This is a genomic window from Corallococcus sp. bb12-1 (genome assembly GCF_026626765.1).
GTDB lineage: Bacteria > Myxococcota > Myxococcia > Myxococcales > Myxococcaceae > Corallococcus > Corallococcus terminator.
The window spans coordinates 90,599-105,633 of record NZ_JAPNJZ010000022.1 but is presented as its reverse complement, the minus strand read 5'-3'; the positions used below and the strand labels follow the sequence as shown (position 1 = coordinate 105,633).

8 protein-coding genes are annotated in these 15,035 nt (G+C 70.2%); 3 read left to right on the top strand and 5 right to left on the bottom strand.

What is annotated here, in order from left to right; genetic code table 11:
* Window positions 1–14 precede the first annotated feature (14 nt).
* From OV208_RS27560 to OV208_RS27550, 3 genes are read right to left on the bottom strand one after another with little or no spacing between them, the layout of a single operon-like run.
* Window positions 15–1,061 carry a TauD/TfdA family dioxygenase gene (locus tag OV208_RS27560; protein WP_267576899.1) on the bottom strand — a complete coding sequence of 349 codons (1,047 nt, stop codon included), beginning with the start codon at window positions 1,059–1,061 and terminating at the stop codon, window positions 15–17.
* A 24-nt stretch (window positions 1,062–1,085) separates the two neighbouring features.
* Window positions 1,086–2,138 (bottom strand): TauD/TfdA family dioxygenase, encoded by a 1,053-nt coding sequence (locus tag OV208_RS27555; protein ID WP_267576898.1) that lies wholly within the window; start codon window positions 2,136–2,138, stop codon window positions 1,086–1,088.
* Complete coding sequence (locus OV208_RS27550; protein WP_267576897.1) at window positions 2,135–5,599, bottom strand: condensation domain-containing protein; 3,465 nt, start codon at window positions 5,597–5,599, stop codon at window positions 2,135–2,137. The genes OV208_RS27555 and OV208_RS27550 overlap by 4 nt, the downstream gene beginning before the upstream one ends.
* A gap of 177 nt (window positions 5,600–5,776) precedes the next feature.
* Here OV208_RS27550 and OV208_RS27545 point away from each other — a divergent pair, with 177 nt between their 5' ends.
* The 3 genes from OV208_RS27545 to OV208_RS27535 all read left to right on the top strand — a co-directional run bounded on the left by OV208_RS27545 (window position 5,777) and on the right by OV208_RS27535 (window position 11,090).
* On the top strand, window positions 5,777–6,136 hold the full coding sequence (locus tag OV208_RS27545; RefSeq protein WP_267576896.1) for a YciI family protein: 360 nt from the start codon (window positions 5,777–5,779) through the stop codon (window positions 6,134–6,136).
* Between the two features lie 171 nt (window positions 6,137–6,307).
* The gene (locus OV208_RS27540) at window positions 6,308–8,344 is read left to right on the top strand and encodes a membrane dipeptidase (RefSeq protein WP_267576895.1); all 2,037 of its coding nucleotides are present in this window, start codon (window positions 6,308–6,310) and stop codon (window positions 8,342–8,344) included.
* Window positions 8,345–8,642: 298 nt separating this feature from the next.
* Window positions 8,643–11,090, top strand: coding sequence for a PAS domain-containing sensor histidine kinase (locus OV208_RS27535; protein WP_267576894.1), 2,448 nt, complete (start codon window positions 8,643–8,645; stop codon window positions 11,088–11,090).
* Window positions 11,091–11,165: 75 nt separating this feature from the next.
* On the opposite strand, the gene OV208_RS27530 is transcribed toward OV208_RS27535, so the two are convergent.
* Window positions 11,166–12,437, bottom strand: a complete 1,272-nt coding sequence (locus OV208_RS27530; protein WP_267576893.1) for a hypothetical protein — start codon at window positions 12,435–12,437, stop codon at window positions 11,166–11,168.
* A 54-nt stretch (window positions 12,438–12,491) separates the two neighbouring features.
* The gene (mxcH, locus tag OV208_RS27525; RefSeq protein ID WP_267576892.1) at window positions 12,492–14,969 is read right to left on the bottom strand and encodes a TonB-dependent siderophore myxochelin receptor MxcH; all 2,478 of its coding nucleotides are present in this window, start codon (window positions 14,967–14,969) and stop codon (window positions 12,492–12,494) included.
* Window positions 14,970–15,035: the final 66 nt, after the last annotated feature.

The following is a 15,035-nucleotide window of genomic DNA, read 5'->3' as shown; positions in this document are numbered from 1 at the left end:
GGGCGGCATGCTGCTCAGGCCGGGCCCGGGCTCACGTACAGCTCGGCCATGGCGACCAGGATGGAGCGCTCGCCCTCGAAGGGGTCGCGTCCGTGGACCGCGAGGAAGTTGTCCACCATGAGGACGTCGCCCTTCTGCCAGGGGAAGCGCACGGTGGCGTCGGCGTAGACGCCGCGGATGCGCTCCAGGAGCTCGGGCTCCAGCGGGCTGCCGTCGCCATAGAAGGCGTTGCGCGGCATCTCGTCCGGACGGAACTGGGCCCGCAGCGCTTCGCGCACGGAAGGGGACAGGTTCGTCTCATGGAAGATGGGCGCGTGGTTGAACCACAGCGCTTCGCCGGTGCGCGGGTGGGTGGCCATCACCTGTCGCACCGCGCGCGTGCGCAGCCGGTCGCCGTCGCGCCACTCGCAGGTCATGCCGCAGCTCTGACAGTAGCGCTCCACCTCCGCGCGATCCTGCGTCTGGAACGCCTCCTGCCAGGACAGGTCCACGCCCTCGCCGTAGTTGCGGACGTACATGACCTTCTTCTCAAGGAAGCGCCGCCGGATGTCCTCCGGGATGCGCGCCGTGACGAGTCGCTCCGGCGCGAGCGGTGTGGCACCTCCTACCGGCGAGGGCACGTCGCAGAAGAACCACAGCCGGGAGGGCCAGTTGTGGGAGTAGGACATCTCGTGGTGCAGCGGAATGGATTGATCCGCGGCGAACTCGGTGGAGGTGTAGACGTTGGGCGCCACCTGCGTGCGAGGCGCCGCGCGCTCCACGTAGTCCAGCAGCTCGCTGCTGAGCGCTCCCACGAAGGCGCGGAAGGCGAAGGCATCCGGCACGCGGAAGCCGCGGAACAGCAGGGCGCCGGACTCCTGCAGCTTCGCGTCGATCCACTCGCGATGGGTCGCGGCCCAGTCCACCGGGTCCAGGTCCTCCAGCGTGGGCTCCACGACGAGCGGGAAGCCCTCGGCGCCAGGGAGGCTGCCCACCTTCACCAGCGACGTGGTGGACAGCTTCATGGGCGCGCGGCGGCGCGAAGGGATGCCGGGGCCTGTGATGTCGGGTTTGCGCGTCATGTGTTCTCTCGTGTGCGCGGGGCGTCAGGCGGGCAGCGGCCCGTCGAAGACCACGTCCGCCCAGCGTCGGGGGTCCGCCATGGCGACCACGACCTTGCGCTCGCCCTTGAAGGGTTGGCGGCCGTGTCCCATGAGCATGTTGTCCAGCAGCAGCACGTCACCCACCCGCCACGGCACCGCCACGCGGGCGCGCAGGTAGGCGTCGCGCAAGAGCTCCAGCACCTCCGGCTCGATGGGGGCCCCGTCGCCGTAGAAGGTGTTGTTGGGCATCTCCTCCTCGGCGTAGAGCGAGCGCAGCTGGGCGACGAGGGGCGCGGGCAGGGTGCTCACGTGGAAGAACGTGGCGTGGTTGAACCACGCCAGCTCCCCGGTGGTCGGATGGCGGGCCACGCACGGACGCCGCTGGCTGGTGCGCAGCCGGCCCTGGCCCAGCCACTGGAAGTCGATCTGGCTGTCGCGGCAGTACTGCTCCACCTCCGCGCGCTCCGTCGTCTGGAAGGCCTCCTGCCACGACAGGCCCAGGCCGTCACCGAAGTTGCGCACGTAGCGGTAGCCGCGCGCCACGAAGCGCTCCACCACGTCGCGCGGCAGCTCGCGCAGGATGCGGCGGGTGCTGGTGATGGGCGTGGCGCCGGCTTCGGTGGGCGCCGTCACGCAGTGGAAGTAGATCTTCTGCGGGAACGTCAGGTTGTAGGACTGCTCCGTGTGCGGAAAGATCTCCTGGTCCGACGGGTGCGACGTGGACGTGTAGATCTGATCCTTGACGACCTCGCGCGGAGAGGAGCGCTCCGTATAGGGCAGGGGCGCGCCGGACGTCGCCCGCACGAAGTCCGCGAAGCCGTCCACGCCGCCCAGGCGGAAGCCGCGCAGCATCAGGCCGCCCACCCGGGCCAGCTCCTCCTCCAGATACGCGCGGTGGTCCCCCGCCCACTGCACCAGTTCCAGCCCCTCCACGCGGGGCTCGATGATGAGCGGACAGTCCTCGCCTTCGGGAAGGCGCGTCGTCACCAGCTCCGTTCGCGACAGCTTCACGGGGCGGCGTGAGCGCGCCCCCAGTCCTGACAGGGCATCCTTCATGAGGTGGGGTTTCCTGACGTGCCGGGTGGAGGGGTGCCGCCGTCCGGGCCAGCGCCGCGGCGCCGCCGGGTCCCCAGCCGGCCCAGGGCGCCCTGGAGCTGGGGTGTCGCGTCGTCGTCGGAGTCCAGGGCGAGCGCCGTAAGCCGCGTGTCCGGGCGCGCCAGCGAGTCCTCCAGCAGGCGCACGAAGCGACGGTGCAGCCGCTCCACGCTGGACGCGTCGAACAGGCGGGTGGCGTAGGTCCAGTGACAGCGCAGCCCTTCGGGTGTCTCCGACGCCCACAGCGTGAGGTCCAGCCGGGACACACCGGAGTCGAACAGCAGCGGCTCCACCTCCAGGCCGGGCAGCGACACGCGCTCGCGCGGCTGGTTCTGGGTGCCGAACGCGGCGCGGAACAGCGGAGGCCGGCCGCGGCCGAGCTGCTCGTAGGGAAGCTCGGCGTGGGCGGCGGCGCCCAGCGAGCGCTCCTTCACGTGGCGCAGCACTTCGCTGAACGGGGGATCGCCGCCCAGCGGCGTGCGCAGCACCAGCATGTTGACGAAGTTGCCGATGACGCGCTCGGAGCCCGGGGCGGCGCGGCCCAGGTCGGCGACGCCCACCGGGACGTCCTCCTGCCCGGTGGTGCGCGCGAGCAGCGTCTGGAAGACCGCGAGCATCCACATGAACGGCGTCACGCCCTGCCGGGCGCAGCCCTCCCGCAGGCGCGCCGCCAGCTCTGGCGACAACCGCGTGCTCAGCATGCCGCCGCGGGCATCCGGCGGGCCTCCGGGCTCACGGTCCGTGGGCAGCTTCAGGCCGGTGGGAAGTCCCGCCACCTCCGCGCGCCACCAGTCGAGCAACGACTCCAGATGCGCGCCGGTCAGCCGCTGGCGCTGCCACACCGCGAAGTCCGCGTACTGGTAGGGCAGCACGGGCAGGGTGGGCTTCACGTCCGCCTGGAAGGCGGAATACAGGGCCGTGAGCTCCTGGATGAGCAGGCGCATGGACCAGCCGTCCGCGACGATGTGGTGCACGGTGAAGAGCAGCACGTGTCGCGCATCCTCCAGCCAGAGCAGCCGGGCCCGCAGCAGGGGGCCGTGCTGGAGCGCGAACGGGGCTCTCGCCTCCGAAAGCGCCACCTCCTGGAGGCGGGCCTCGCGGGCCTCTGGGTCAAGCGCGCGCAGGTCCTCCACGGGAATCTCCAGGGGCCCGGCGGGCAGGATGCGCTGCACCGGACGCCCATCCACTTCAGGGAAGCAGGTCCGCAGGGCTTCGTGGCGGCGGATGATCTCCAGCAGGGCCGCCTCCAGCCACGCCGTCCGCAGCGTCCCCCGCAGGCTCAGGGCCGAGGAGATGTTGTACCCGCCGCCGCTGGGGTCCAGCCGCGAGGCGAGCCACAGCTCCTCCTGCGGAAACGACAGCGGCAGCGCCCCTTCGCGAGGCACCGGGGTGGGCCGCAGCGCCAGGCCCGGCCCGGAGTCGAGCGCGCCCTGACAGCGCCGCGTCAGCTCCGTGAGCGTGATGCTCCCCAACAGCTCGGGCAGCGGAATGGACAGGCCCAGCGCCGACTCGATGTCGGCCCGCAGCTCCACCGACGCCAGCGAGTCCAGGCCCGACTGCACCAGCGGAGCCTCGCGGTCCACGCTGCCCGGGGCCACGCGCAGCGCCAGCGAGGCGCGCGCCAGGAGCCAGTCCGCGATCCGCGCGTCGCGCACGTCCGACGTCAGGGCGCGCAATGCGTCGAGCGGCGGCAGCTCCGGGACGGCGGAGGGCGCTTCGTCGTGCGCACCGGAGGTGTCGTGGGCCACCACCTGGAGCTGGCCCTCGAGCCAGGCCGCCCGGGTGGCGCGGCGCTGCACCTTGCCGCTGGACGTCTTGGGCAGGCTGCCGGGCTCGATGAACACCACCTCGTCCAACTGGACGCCATGCTCCCGCACGACGGCCTCGCGCAGGCCGCGCGCGCACTCCGTGGCGTCGAACGCCTTGCGCGTGTCCACCTCCTGCACCAGCACCAGCCGCTCCGCGCCGTGGGTCTGCACGCCGAACGCCGCGGAGCATCCCGGCCGCAGCGCGGGATGGCTGGCGACGGCGGTCCGCTCCAGGTCGTGGGGATGGTGGTTGCGGCCCCGGACGATGATCAGGTCCTTGAGGCGCCCGCTGACGAACAGCTCGCCTTCGCGCAGGAAGCCCAGGTCGCCAGTTCGCAGGTAGGGGCCTTCGGTGGGCGCATCCGCGCGCCGTGCCTGGAAGCTCTCCGCCGTCTCCTCGGGACGGTTCCAGTAGCCCTGGGCGATGGAGGGCCCGTGCAGCCACACCTCCCCGACCTTGCCTTCGGGCAGGGGCAGCCGTCGCATGGGATCCACGATGAGCAGCTCCTGATCCGGCAGGCGCACGCCACAGCCCACCAGTTGGAGCGCGCCCGGCTCCGTGGCGGCGACGGGCACGGCCTCGTTGTCCGCCAGCGCGTCCTTGCGGAAGGCGCGCAGCAGGGGCAGGGCGGCTGCCTTGCCGGAGGCGATGAGCGTGCCTTCCGCCAGGCCGTAGCAGGGATACATCGCCTCGGGGCGGAAGCCCGCGGGCGCGAAGGTGTCGCGGAAGCGCTCCAGCGTGGCGGGGTGCAGGGGCTCCGCGCCGTTGAACGCGAGGCGCCAGGAGCCCAGGTCCAGCGCCGCCACCTGTTCGGGGCTCGCCTTCCGGACGCACAGCTCGTAGGCGAAGTTGGGGCCGCCGCTGGTGGTCGCGCGATAGCGGGACACCGCCTGCAACCAGCGCAGCGGGCGCGCCAGGAAGTCCATGGGCGACATCAGCACGACGGGGAAGCCCACGAAGAGCGGCTGCAGGATGCCGCCGATGAGGCCCATGTCGTGGTACGGCGGCAGCCAGATGACGCCCACGCTGTCCGCGTCGTGCTGGAAGCACCGCTGGATGGCCCGGGAGTTGTGGAGCAGGTTGCCGTGGGTGAGCACCACGCCGCGCGGCGAGCCGGTGGAGCCGGACGTGTATTGGAGGAACGCCACCGTGTCCGGCGTCGTGTCCGGGGCCTTCCAAGCGTCCGCGTGTCCGGGGGCCGCGTCCTCGATGGCGAGCCACGAGGCCCGCGCGAGCGCCCCGGACTGTTCGAACAACCCCTGGGCCATGTCGCGGATGAAGGAGGGGGCCAGGACGAAGCGGACCTGCGCATCCGCGGTCAACGCCTCCAGTCGGGGCAGGGTGCGCGCCAGCCGGGCGGGATCCGGCGGGTAGGCGGGGACGGCGACCGCCCCCGCCTGGAGACATCCCAGGAACGCCACGAGGTAGTCCAAACCTGGCGGAAACAGCAGGAGCACGCGCTCGCCCCGCGCGCCGGCCTCCTGGAGCATGCCGCCGACCTCCAACGTGCGCCGCTGCAGCTCCGCGTACGTGAGGCTCCCGCCTTCGCTCTCTCCGTCATCCAGGAAGACGAAGGCCCGCGCGTCGGGTTTTGATGCAGCGCGCAAAGCCATGATCTGAAGAAAGTTCATAGAGCTGGGTTTTGAACGGGCGTCCTGTGAACCACTATTAAAATGCTCTGGGCCTGGATGGAAACGGAAGTCAGAAAAAACCCAGGTTTCTCCCTGGCCGATTGGGTATCAGGCGAGCGTCAGTGGACCGGTCCGTTTCCGGCCGGAAGGGAGCACGCGATGTCGTTCATGGTTTTGATCCAGCAGTCAGGAGCCCGGCCGAGCACGGAGGGGGAGCGCCGTGTCGCCGCCGAGCGGATGGAGCGCATGCGGCGCTATGGCGCGGACCTCCAGACGCGAGGACTGCTGCTGGCCAGCGACTCGCTCCGCTCCGACGAGGAGGGCGTCCGCATCCAGGTGCGCGAGGGCAAGCGCTCCTTCAGCGACGGCCCCTTCACCGAATCGAAGGAGATCGTCGGGGGCTTCTTCCTCATCGACGTCCACACCCGGGACGAAGCGCTCGCCATCGCCAACGAGTGTCCCGCCGTGGAGTGGTCCATCGTCGAGGTGCGTCAGAGCGGCCCCTGTTTCGACGAATAAGCCCCTGCCGAAAGGCTCCCTCCGCGAGCGTTGTCGAGGTGAGCAGGTATTGCGCCGCCTCGGGGAACACCACCGCGTGATGTATTAACGCGCATATGCTGCGAGATTTGATTAGCTGGAACGACTGCTGATACGCCCGGTGTGCCTTCCCCCCCAAGAAAGGTGCACCGCATGCGCAGTCGTTCCCGATTCAGTCCCCGCGGTCTGTTCTCCCCGTTCCTTGCGGCCTCGGCGCTCGCGCTGGGCTGTGGCCCGGTCTCCGAAGAGGCTCCCGCCGCGCTCCCCGAAGCGCCCGCGGAGGTCGCCCAGCCGCTGGCCGTGGCCGGCTTCGCGGAGATGCACCACCACATGTTCGCCGAGGAGGCCTTCAGCGGCGGCTGGTTCCATGGCGGCCACACCGGCACGCTCGCGAGCTGTGACGGTGGTGAGCCGGAGAGCGACCATGCTCGGGTGCGCATGGACCTGCGGGACATGCTCAACCTCTGTCCCAACGCGGGCAGCGTGAACCTGGGCGGCGTGCCCATCCTTTCGGACGTCTTCGGCATCGGCGGCGCGCTGGCCTCGGAGGTCATCGGTCAGGTGGAGGGCACCGAGGGCGACACCGGCCTGCACCTGGGCCGCAAGAACGTGAACACCCAGTGGCCCCGCTGGGACACCATCGCGCACCAGCAGGCGTGGGAAGGGTGGCTCAACAAGGCCCGCCAGGGCGGCATGTCCCTGGTCATGGTGTCGCTCGTCAGCAACGAGTTCCTCTGCAAGGCGCTGCCGTACCAGAACCTCAAGCGGCCCTGTGACGAGATGATGGACGTGGACATCCAGCTCCAGATGGCCCGCGACTTCGATGCCCGCACGGACTGGGCGGAGATCGCCCTGTCGCCCGCGCATGCTCGGCAGATCATCGCCTCCGGCAAGCTGGCGATGGTGCTCTCCATCGAATCCAGCAAGCTGTTCGGCACCAAGGACTGGCGCTCGGAGTTGAACCGCGTCTATTCGCTGGGCGTGCGCTCGCTGCAGCCCGTGCACCAGTTGGACAACCGCTTTGGCGGCGCCGCGCCCCACAACGCCATCTTCCAGGTCGCCCAGTTCCTGGAGAACTGCCACATCGACACGGACTGCGGCCTCACCGGCTCCGGCTTCACGCTGGGCTTCGACGTGGACGCGAACTGCCGCAACACCAAGGGCCTCACCGCGGACGGCAAGGCGCTGGTCCAGGAGATGATCGCCAAGGGGATGATCATCGACATCGCCCACATGTCCGAGAAGAGCGTGCAGGACACGTATGCCGTGTCCCAGGCGAACACGTACTACCCGCTGATGATCTCCCACGGCCACTTCCGCGAGATCATGAACCCGGCGCTCGCCGCCAACGAGAAGACCACCCCGTCCTGGGTGGTGCGCTACGTGCGCCAGACGGGCGGCATGTTCGGCCTGCGCACCGCGCATGACGAGACGCGCGCCTACACCCGCACGGCCGTGGCGAACTCCTGCCAGGGCTCCACGCGCTCGCTCGCGCAGGCGTACGAGTTCGGCCGCCAGGGCCTCAAGGTCAACATGGGCTTCGGCGCGGACCTGAACGGCTTCATCCAGCAGACGCGACCGCGCTTCGGTGACTTCGGCGCGTGCTCGGCGGGCTTCCGCGCGGAGGCGGATGCGCAGCGTGAGCAGCAGCGCGTCTCCGGCCCGGCCCGCCTGGGCACCGACTTCGACATCTACGGCCTGGCCCACGTGGGCCTGCTGCCGGACGTGGTGAAGGACCTGAAGCAGCTCGGCGTGAACACCAGCGGTCTGGAAGGCTCGTCTGAGAACTACATCCGGATGTGGGAGCGCGCGAACGGCGCCCGCTCCGGCATGGCGGACGCGGCGAACGACATCGACACCGGCGGTGTCGCGGCCTACGTCCCCAAGGCCACCCGCGAGGCGACGTACCCGCAGATCTGCGGCAAGGCCTACTCGCCCGCCACCAAGGCCGTCGCGGAGACGTGCCGCTTCAACCAGGAGTGCAAGAGCGGCTCCTGCAACGCCATTGACGGCTGCAGCGGCCTGAACGGCACCTGCTCGTGCACCACCGATTCGCACTGCGGCGCCACCCAGTTCTGCGGCTGGGGCACCAACTCCGGCAAGTGCGTGGAGAAGCGGGCGAAGGGCTCCATCTGCTCCAGCGGGCGCGAGTGCCAGTCGAACAAGTGCTCGTGGCTGATGTGCACCTGATCCTTCGCTGAAGGGCTGTACCGGGGCGGCGTCCTTGCGGGCGCCGCCCTTGCCAGACCCCCGAAGGGACTCCAGGTTCCCCTCTGGGCCCCGCCATGCGAATCCCCGTCCGCGTCAGCCGCCTGCCTGGTCCCACCGACACAGTGGGGAGAACGGGCTTCCGCGCGCTGCGCGTACGCCGCTCGCGCTTCGGACGCGATGAAACCTTGGACCCGCATGACCAGGCGGACACCGAGCCCTCGCGTTCCTGTCCGGTGTCGCGTCCGCCTTCGCGGTCCCTCGTGGGGGCCGCGCCGCCATGAGGGAACAGCGGTCGGCTGCCCAGGCGCAGGGACGCTCGCGGAGGGATTCGCTCCAGCGACTTCAGTGGGTGATGGGCAGGCTGGTGCCCGCCGCGAGCGCGCTCCTGGTGGGGGTGGGCCTGCTCGTGCTGCTGGGCTGGGGGTTGGGCGTTCCCAATCTCATCCTGGCCCTCTCCGCGGGCACGGGCGTGATGCTGCCGGGCACGGCGCTGGGCTACGTGTCGGCGGGCATCGCCCTGGGTTGGCTTCACCCGGAGACGGTCCAGGGCTGGCGACGCAAGGCGGGGCGGGGGCTGGCGACGGTCACCGTGTTGCTGGGGGTCGGAGCCCTGGGCTGGTCCGCGCTCGGGGGCTTTCCGGGCGTCCACCGGCTGCTGCTGGGGGACGGAGGCAGCGCGGTGTCCTCCGGGCTGTCCAGGCCGGGCAGCGCGCTGGGCCTCTGTCTCACGGGACTGGCGCTCCTGCTCCTGCACGTGCGGACGCGCCAGGGGTGGTACCCCGCCCGGTGGCTGGCCCTGGTGACCCTGGTGATGGCCTCGTGGGTCATCCTGGGCTTCCTGTTGCGGGAGGTGGGCCCCGAGCCCGCCTCCGTCACCTTCGAGTCGTCCACCACTCCCATGGGGCTTCACTCGGCGCTGCTGCTGATGCTGTTGTCGCTCGCCATCCTCTCCGTCCACCCTGAGCAGGGGCTGATGGGCATGCTCCTGAAGAAGGATCTGGGCGGCTTGTTGGCGCGCCGGCTGCTCCCGGCGGCCCTCCTCGCGCCGCTGGTCGTGGGCGTGGCGCGGTTGCTGGGGGAACGGCTGACGCTCTTCGGGCCCATCTCCGGGGTCATGCTCTTCGCGAGCCTGATGATGGCCGCCTTCGTCGCGGTGACCTTCTGGAACGCGAAGGCACTCTCCCGGTTGGATGCCAGGAACCAGTTGGCGGAGCAGTCCCTGCGGCTGTCGGAGGCGAGATTCGCTGGCATCGTCTCCAACGCGGCGGACGCCATCATCTCCATCGACGGAGCGCAGCGCATCGTCCTGTTCAACGCGAGCGCCGAGCGCATCTTCGGCTACGCCGCGAGCGAGATCGTGGGGCGCCCGCTGGAGATGCTGCTGCCGGAGAGCCTCCAGGCGATCCACGCGCGACATGTCCGGCACTTCGCCCGGGGCTCCATGACCTCCAGGCACATGGGGGAGCGGCTGCCCATCTCCGGCAGGCGCAAGCAGGGAGAGACGTTCCCGGCGGAGGCCAGCATCTCCAAACTGGAGGTGGAAGGCACCCGGATCCTCACCGTCATCCTGCGCGACATCACCGCGCGAAAGCAGGCGGAGGAGGTGCTGCGCAACAGCGAGGAGCGCTTCCGGACCTCGTTCGAGGACGCTCCCATCGGCCTGGCGCTGGTCGGCCTGGATGGCCGGTTTCTCCACGTGAACGCGTCGCTGCGCCACATCGTCGGCTATTCGCAGGCGGAGCTGCTGGCGAGGACGTTCCAGGACATCACCGTCCCGGAGGACCTGGAGTTGGATCTGCTGAACGTGCGCCGGTTGCTCCAGGGCGACATCGACTCGTACCAGATTGAAAAGCGCTACTTCCACCGGGACGGGCGCATCGTGACCACCCAGATGCGGGCTTCGATGGTCCGCGATGCCCATGGGGCGCCGCTGCACTTCATCTCGCAGATCCAGGACATCACGGAGCGCAAGCAGATGGAGCAGGCGTGGCGCTTCATGCTGGAGAAGTCCCAACAGGCGACCCGCGTCCGCGACGAGGTGCTGCGCATCGTCGCCCACGACCTGCGCGCGCCCCTCAATGTCATCGCGCTGAGCGCTGGAGTGCTCAGGAAGGAGCTGCCCGAAAGCCGCGCCCTCCAGCGGCCCCTGGACTCCCTGGAGAAGTCGCTCCAGCGGGCGAACCGGCTCATCCAGGACCTGTTGGACGTGGCCCGCCTGGAGGGAGGGGGCCTGTCGGTGGAGCGCGAACTGCTGGACGTGGCGCCGCTGGTCCGCGAGGCCGTGGAGCTGCACCGGGCGCTCGCGGAGGCGAAGTCACTCCAACTGGTGGCGGTCGTCCCGGAGGGCCTGCCCACCGTGTTCGCGGATCGCGAGCGGGCGCTCCAGATCTTCTCCAACCTCGTGGGCAACGCGCTCAAGTTCACGCCCGAAGGCGGAAGCATCACCCTGCGCGTCCGGGCCGAAGGCGGTCAGGTGCGCTTCTCGGTGCGCGACACGGGGCCCGGGATTCCGCCGGAGGATCTCCCGCACCTCTTCGAACCCTTCTGGCAGGCCCACGCGAAACGCAAGGAAGGCGCGGGGCTGGGGCTCGCCATCGTGAAGGGGCTCGTCGAGGCCCACGGCGGACAGTTGGGGGTGGAGAGCCATCCGGGGGCGGGGAGCACGTTCTTCTTCACGCTCCCGGCGCAGCCACCCGAGGAGCGGCAGGACGCGTTTCACGCCTGAGCCTGTCCCGGTGGGGACATGAAGAAGGGCCCCTCCCGGTGCTGGAAGGGGCCCTGGTTTCCAACGGGGCTGTGACTAGCGCAGCTGCAGGAACGAGAACGACAGACCGCTGTGCGTCGCGACCAGCTTGCCGCTCTGGTCGGTCAGCTCGCGGAAGTTCGTCGTGCTGCTGCTGTTGGTGAACTCCGTGAAGAGCGTGCGGTCACCGGCATGGAAGAGGAAGGAGCTGCCCGTGCTGGCCGGCAGGGTGTCCACCAGCGCGGCCGCGGTCATGTCCGCCTTCAGGTCCAGCTTCCACCACTTCCACGCCACGGCGCTCGCGATGACGCGCGGGTGCGTGCCTTCCACCACCGTGTAGGTCGTCTCGTCCAGCACGCGCAGGTAGCCCGTGCCCGTGGGGCCCTGGAGCAGCGAACCCGTGGCGCTGCCGTTGGTCAGCGCGCCCAGCGACTTGTAGAAGGCCGCATCGAAGGTGGCCGTCTGCGGATCGAACTTCAGCAGGCAGGGCTCCGGCACGTCCGGGTTCGCCTGCGCGGTGCGCTTCACCGCGGCGCCGTACGCCTCCGTCGCCAGGTACACCTGGCCATCCGAGCCGACCACGCCGTCACGCACGTAGCCGCAGCGGTCGTCGGTGGCGATCTGCGCGGTGTCCGTCGCCGTGTCCAGGACGACGATGCCGGCCTTCTTGGTGATGCCGATGCCCGCGGCCGGACGCCAGGCCAGCGGCATCAGCACCTTGGTGCCCACGCGGATGGGGTTGGACGCGAACGACAGGACCGTCCCGTCGATGGTCATGCCCGGCAGGGGGATGGTGTTCGTCACCGACATGTCCTTCGGGTTCCAGACGACGACCTGCGCGGTGCGGCCATCGAAGTAGTAGGCCTTCGTGTCCGACGCGAACTGGAACTGGTTCTGGTACTCGCCAATCGTCGTCAGGCCCTTGCCCGCGAAGCTCACCTCGCCGGCCTTCTCCAGCTTGTTGTCGGCCGTCACGTTGTAGCGGGTGACGACGGCGGAGCCGCTGCTGGAGACGAAGAGGGCGCCCGCCTTCTCGATGCCGGAGCCCAGCGCGCGGCCGTTGATCTCCGTGGCGTTCGCGAGCGACAGGGGCTCGGTGTGGTCCACCTTGTCCGTGAGGATGACGTAGCTGGTGGACGCGGAGTCGGCGCTCACCTGCGCCACGAACGCGTACAGCGGCGTCGTGGGGGTGCCGCTGTCCGGCGTGCCGGTGCCCGCGTCCGGGTTGCCATCGTCCGGATTCGTGTTGTCACTGCAGGCCGCGACGAAGCTGAAGGCGAGCGCCGCGAGGACGCGGCCCGAGGTACGGAAGAAGGGTGAGGGCTTCAAGGACTTCCCTTTCGATGGGGTGTGGGTGCTGCGTGCGGATGCGGGAGGCGCGTCTCAGCGCTCCAGCGTGAACTTGGCGGCGAGGCTGCGTCCGGGTCGCTGGACGCCGTAGAAGTCGAAGGTCCGGGCGTTGGTGAGGTTCTGCAGGTCCAGCGTCCAGCTCAGCTTCGTGGGGGTGTCGCGCATCACGTAGGTCAGCGCCACCGAGTGCGTGAGCTGCGTGTCGATGGTCAGCTTGGTATCCACGGCGCCCGCGCCCTCCCAGGCGAGGAAGAACTGGTGCACGTAGCGCGAGCGCAGGGTGAGCAGCAGCTCGTCCTGGGAGCGCAGCAGGTCCGTCAGCTTCACCTGCGCGCTGCCGTTGGCCATCAGGGAGGGGCGGTTGGGAATGCGCTGCCCCTTGAAGGCGCCGTAGTTGCCTTCGCCGGACACGTTGCGCACGTCCTGCCAGGTGGCGTTGCCGTCCAGCGACAGGAGCTGTCCAGGGGAGGTCCAGCCGGCGGCGCCGACCACGCCCAGCGAGCGCGCGGCGAAGACGTTCTGGTAGAGGGAGAAGCCCAACTGCGGGATGAGCGTGATGAGCTGATCCGAAAGGCGCGCGAAGCCGCCGACGTTGGCGCGGAAGGAGCCGTGGCGGCCGGGCAGCAGGGAGACGCCCAGTCCCAGGTTGAAGTTGTGGCTGGTTTCGGGGACCAGCTCCAGGTTGTCCTCGATGAGCAGGCCGTCGCCGAAGAGCTCGTCCGGCCGGGGCAGGCGCGTGGCCCATTCGTAGGACGCCTTCGCGGTGACGGTGGGCGACAAGCGCAGGCGGAAGCTGTCCCCCACGCCCACTTCGTGCGCGGTCCGGGTCAGGTCCAGGAACTCGTTGCTCGCGAGCAGCTTCTGCGCGCCCGTGGACTGGAGGTAGTCCTTGGCGAAGGCGACGTTCTGCAGCCGGCCCTCCAGCGCCTCGTATTGGTACTCCAGGCCCGTCACCAGCGAGCCCACGTCGCGATCCGCGGAGAGCGGATCCGCCTGCTGGAGGATCTGGAGCTGGCGGTCCTCGCCCGTGCGCACGACGAACGTGGGCGCCACCGCGAGCCGCAGGGTGTGCGGTCCGCCCTGCTGCCAGCTCGCGTTGAAGCGCGCGAAGACGGCGTGCTGGTTGACGTAGCGCTCCACCGCCCCGGAGTCCATCTCGCCCCCGGTCTCCAGGGTCACGAAGCAGCGGCCGTACCAGTCGTAGCGGCACTTGCTCACGTCCAGGAAGCGGCTGCGCCGGAACGTGTAGCCGCCCACGGTGTCCACGGTGAGGCCCTGGCCGAAGCTCCGCGCGTAGCGCAACGTGGTGCCCGCGGAGCCCGCCGTGCCCGTCACGTCGCCGAACACCTGCGTCATGGACGGGTTGTGCTGGATGTCCTGGTCGGTCGCGTTGATGAAGGCGCGCACCAGCAGGCGCTGGGCCCACGGGCGGTCCACGAAGCCCACCTCCAGGCTCGCGCCGCCCGCCTGATATCCGTCGTGGAAGCGCGGCAGTCGCGCGGGCGCCAGCTTGCCCGCGTCGTTCGTGACCTGCACGTCCACCAGGTAGTCGTTGCGGGCGTTGTCGTAGAAGCCGTGCGCGCGCACCAGCAGGCCGGTGGACTCCTCCAGGTGGTGGCCGCTCGCGGTGAGGCGGTGCGTGTCGAAGGAGCCCAGCTCGTAGGAGGCCGCCACGCCCGAGCCGTGGACGTCCTGGTCGGTGATGAGCTGCACGGCGCCGCCCAGCACGTCCGCGCTGAAGCGGATGGGCACGACGCCCTGGTAGACCTCCATCTGCTGCACCAGGTTCACCGGCACATTGGCGAGCCCCGGCCCGTAGCCCGCGAACTCCAGCGGGATGCCGTCGACGAAGAAGCGCACCTGATCGTCCGACAGGCCCGCCAGCGAGACGCGCGTGTTGCTTCCCAGGCCCCCGGCCCGGCGCACGTCCACGCCTTCGGTGCGCGCCAGGGCCCTGCCCAGGTCCGCGGTCTCGTAGCCGATCTGCTCCATCTCGATGACCTGCACCGCTTCGGCGGACTGCCGGTGGCGCTCGGCGGCGGACTCGCCGACGACGGTCACGTCGATGGTGTTCTCATCGGTGCTGGAGGCCACCTCGGGCGGCTGCGCCGCGTCCGGGGGCGGGCCGGCTTCGGCCACGGGGCCCGGGGGGACAGCGTCCTGCGGGAGCCGGAAGGCGTAGGTGTAGAGGATGCGGAAGCGCTTCACGACGCCGTCGCGCTTGCCGGGCTCGAAGCGGAACTGGAGCGCCGCGGCGCGCGCGGCCTCGTCGAACCCGTGACCCACGGGCTCCATCACCTCGGCCTCGGTGACCTGTCCCTGGACGTCCACCTTCAGTTGCAGGCGCACGTTCGCTTCCAGGCGCGCCGCCAGGGCCTCGGCGGGGTAGGTCGCCTCGGTCTTTTGAATGAGCTTCGGCGCTTCGATGACCGGTGCCGCCGGAGCGGAGACCGGTGCCGCCGGAGCGGAGGGCGTGGCCTCCGGCTCCTGCGCGGCTCCGCCTGTCTGCATCGCGCCCGCGTGCGCCGGACCGCCCAGACACAGGCCCGTCAATAGCGCCGCGCCCGCCCCGAACCG

Coding starts and splice junctions, on each gene's coding strand:
- mxcH (WP_267576892.1), bottom strand. CDS start 14,969: ATGCAGACAGGCGGAGCCGCGCAGGAGCCGGAGGCCACGCCCTCCGCT.
- OV208_RS27540 (WP_267576895.1), top strand. CDS start 6,308: ATGCGCAGTCGTTCCCGATTCAGTCCCCGCGGTCTGTTCTCCCCGTTC.
- OV208_RS27550 (WP_267576897.1), bottom strand. CDS start 5,599: ATGGCTTTGCGCGCTGCATCAAAACCCGACGCGCGGGCCTTCGTCTTC.
- OV208_RS27560 (WP_267576899.1), bottom strand. CDS start 1,061: ATGACGCGCAAACCCGACATCACAGGCCCCGGCATCCCTTCGCGCCGC.
- OV208_RS27535 (WP_267576894.1), top strand. CDS start 8,643: ATGAGGGAACAGCGGTCGGCTGCCCAGGCGCAGGGACGCTCGCGGAGG.
- OV208_RS27555 (WP_267576898.1), bottom strand. CDS start 2,138: ATGAAGGATGCCCTGTCAGGACTGGGGGCGCGCTCACGCCGCCCCGTG.
- OV208_RS27545 (WP_267576896.1), top strand. CDS start 5,777: ATGTCGTTCATGGTTTTGATCCAGCAGTCAGGAGCCCGGCCGAGCACG.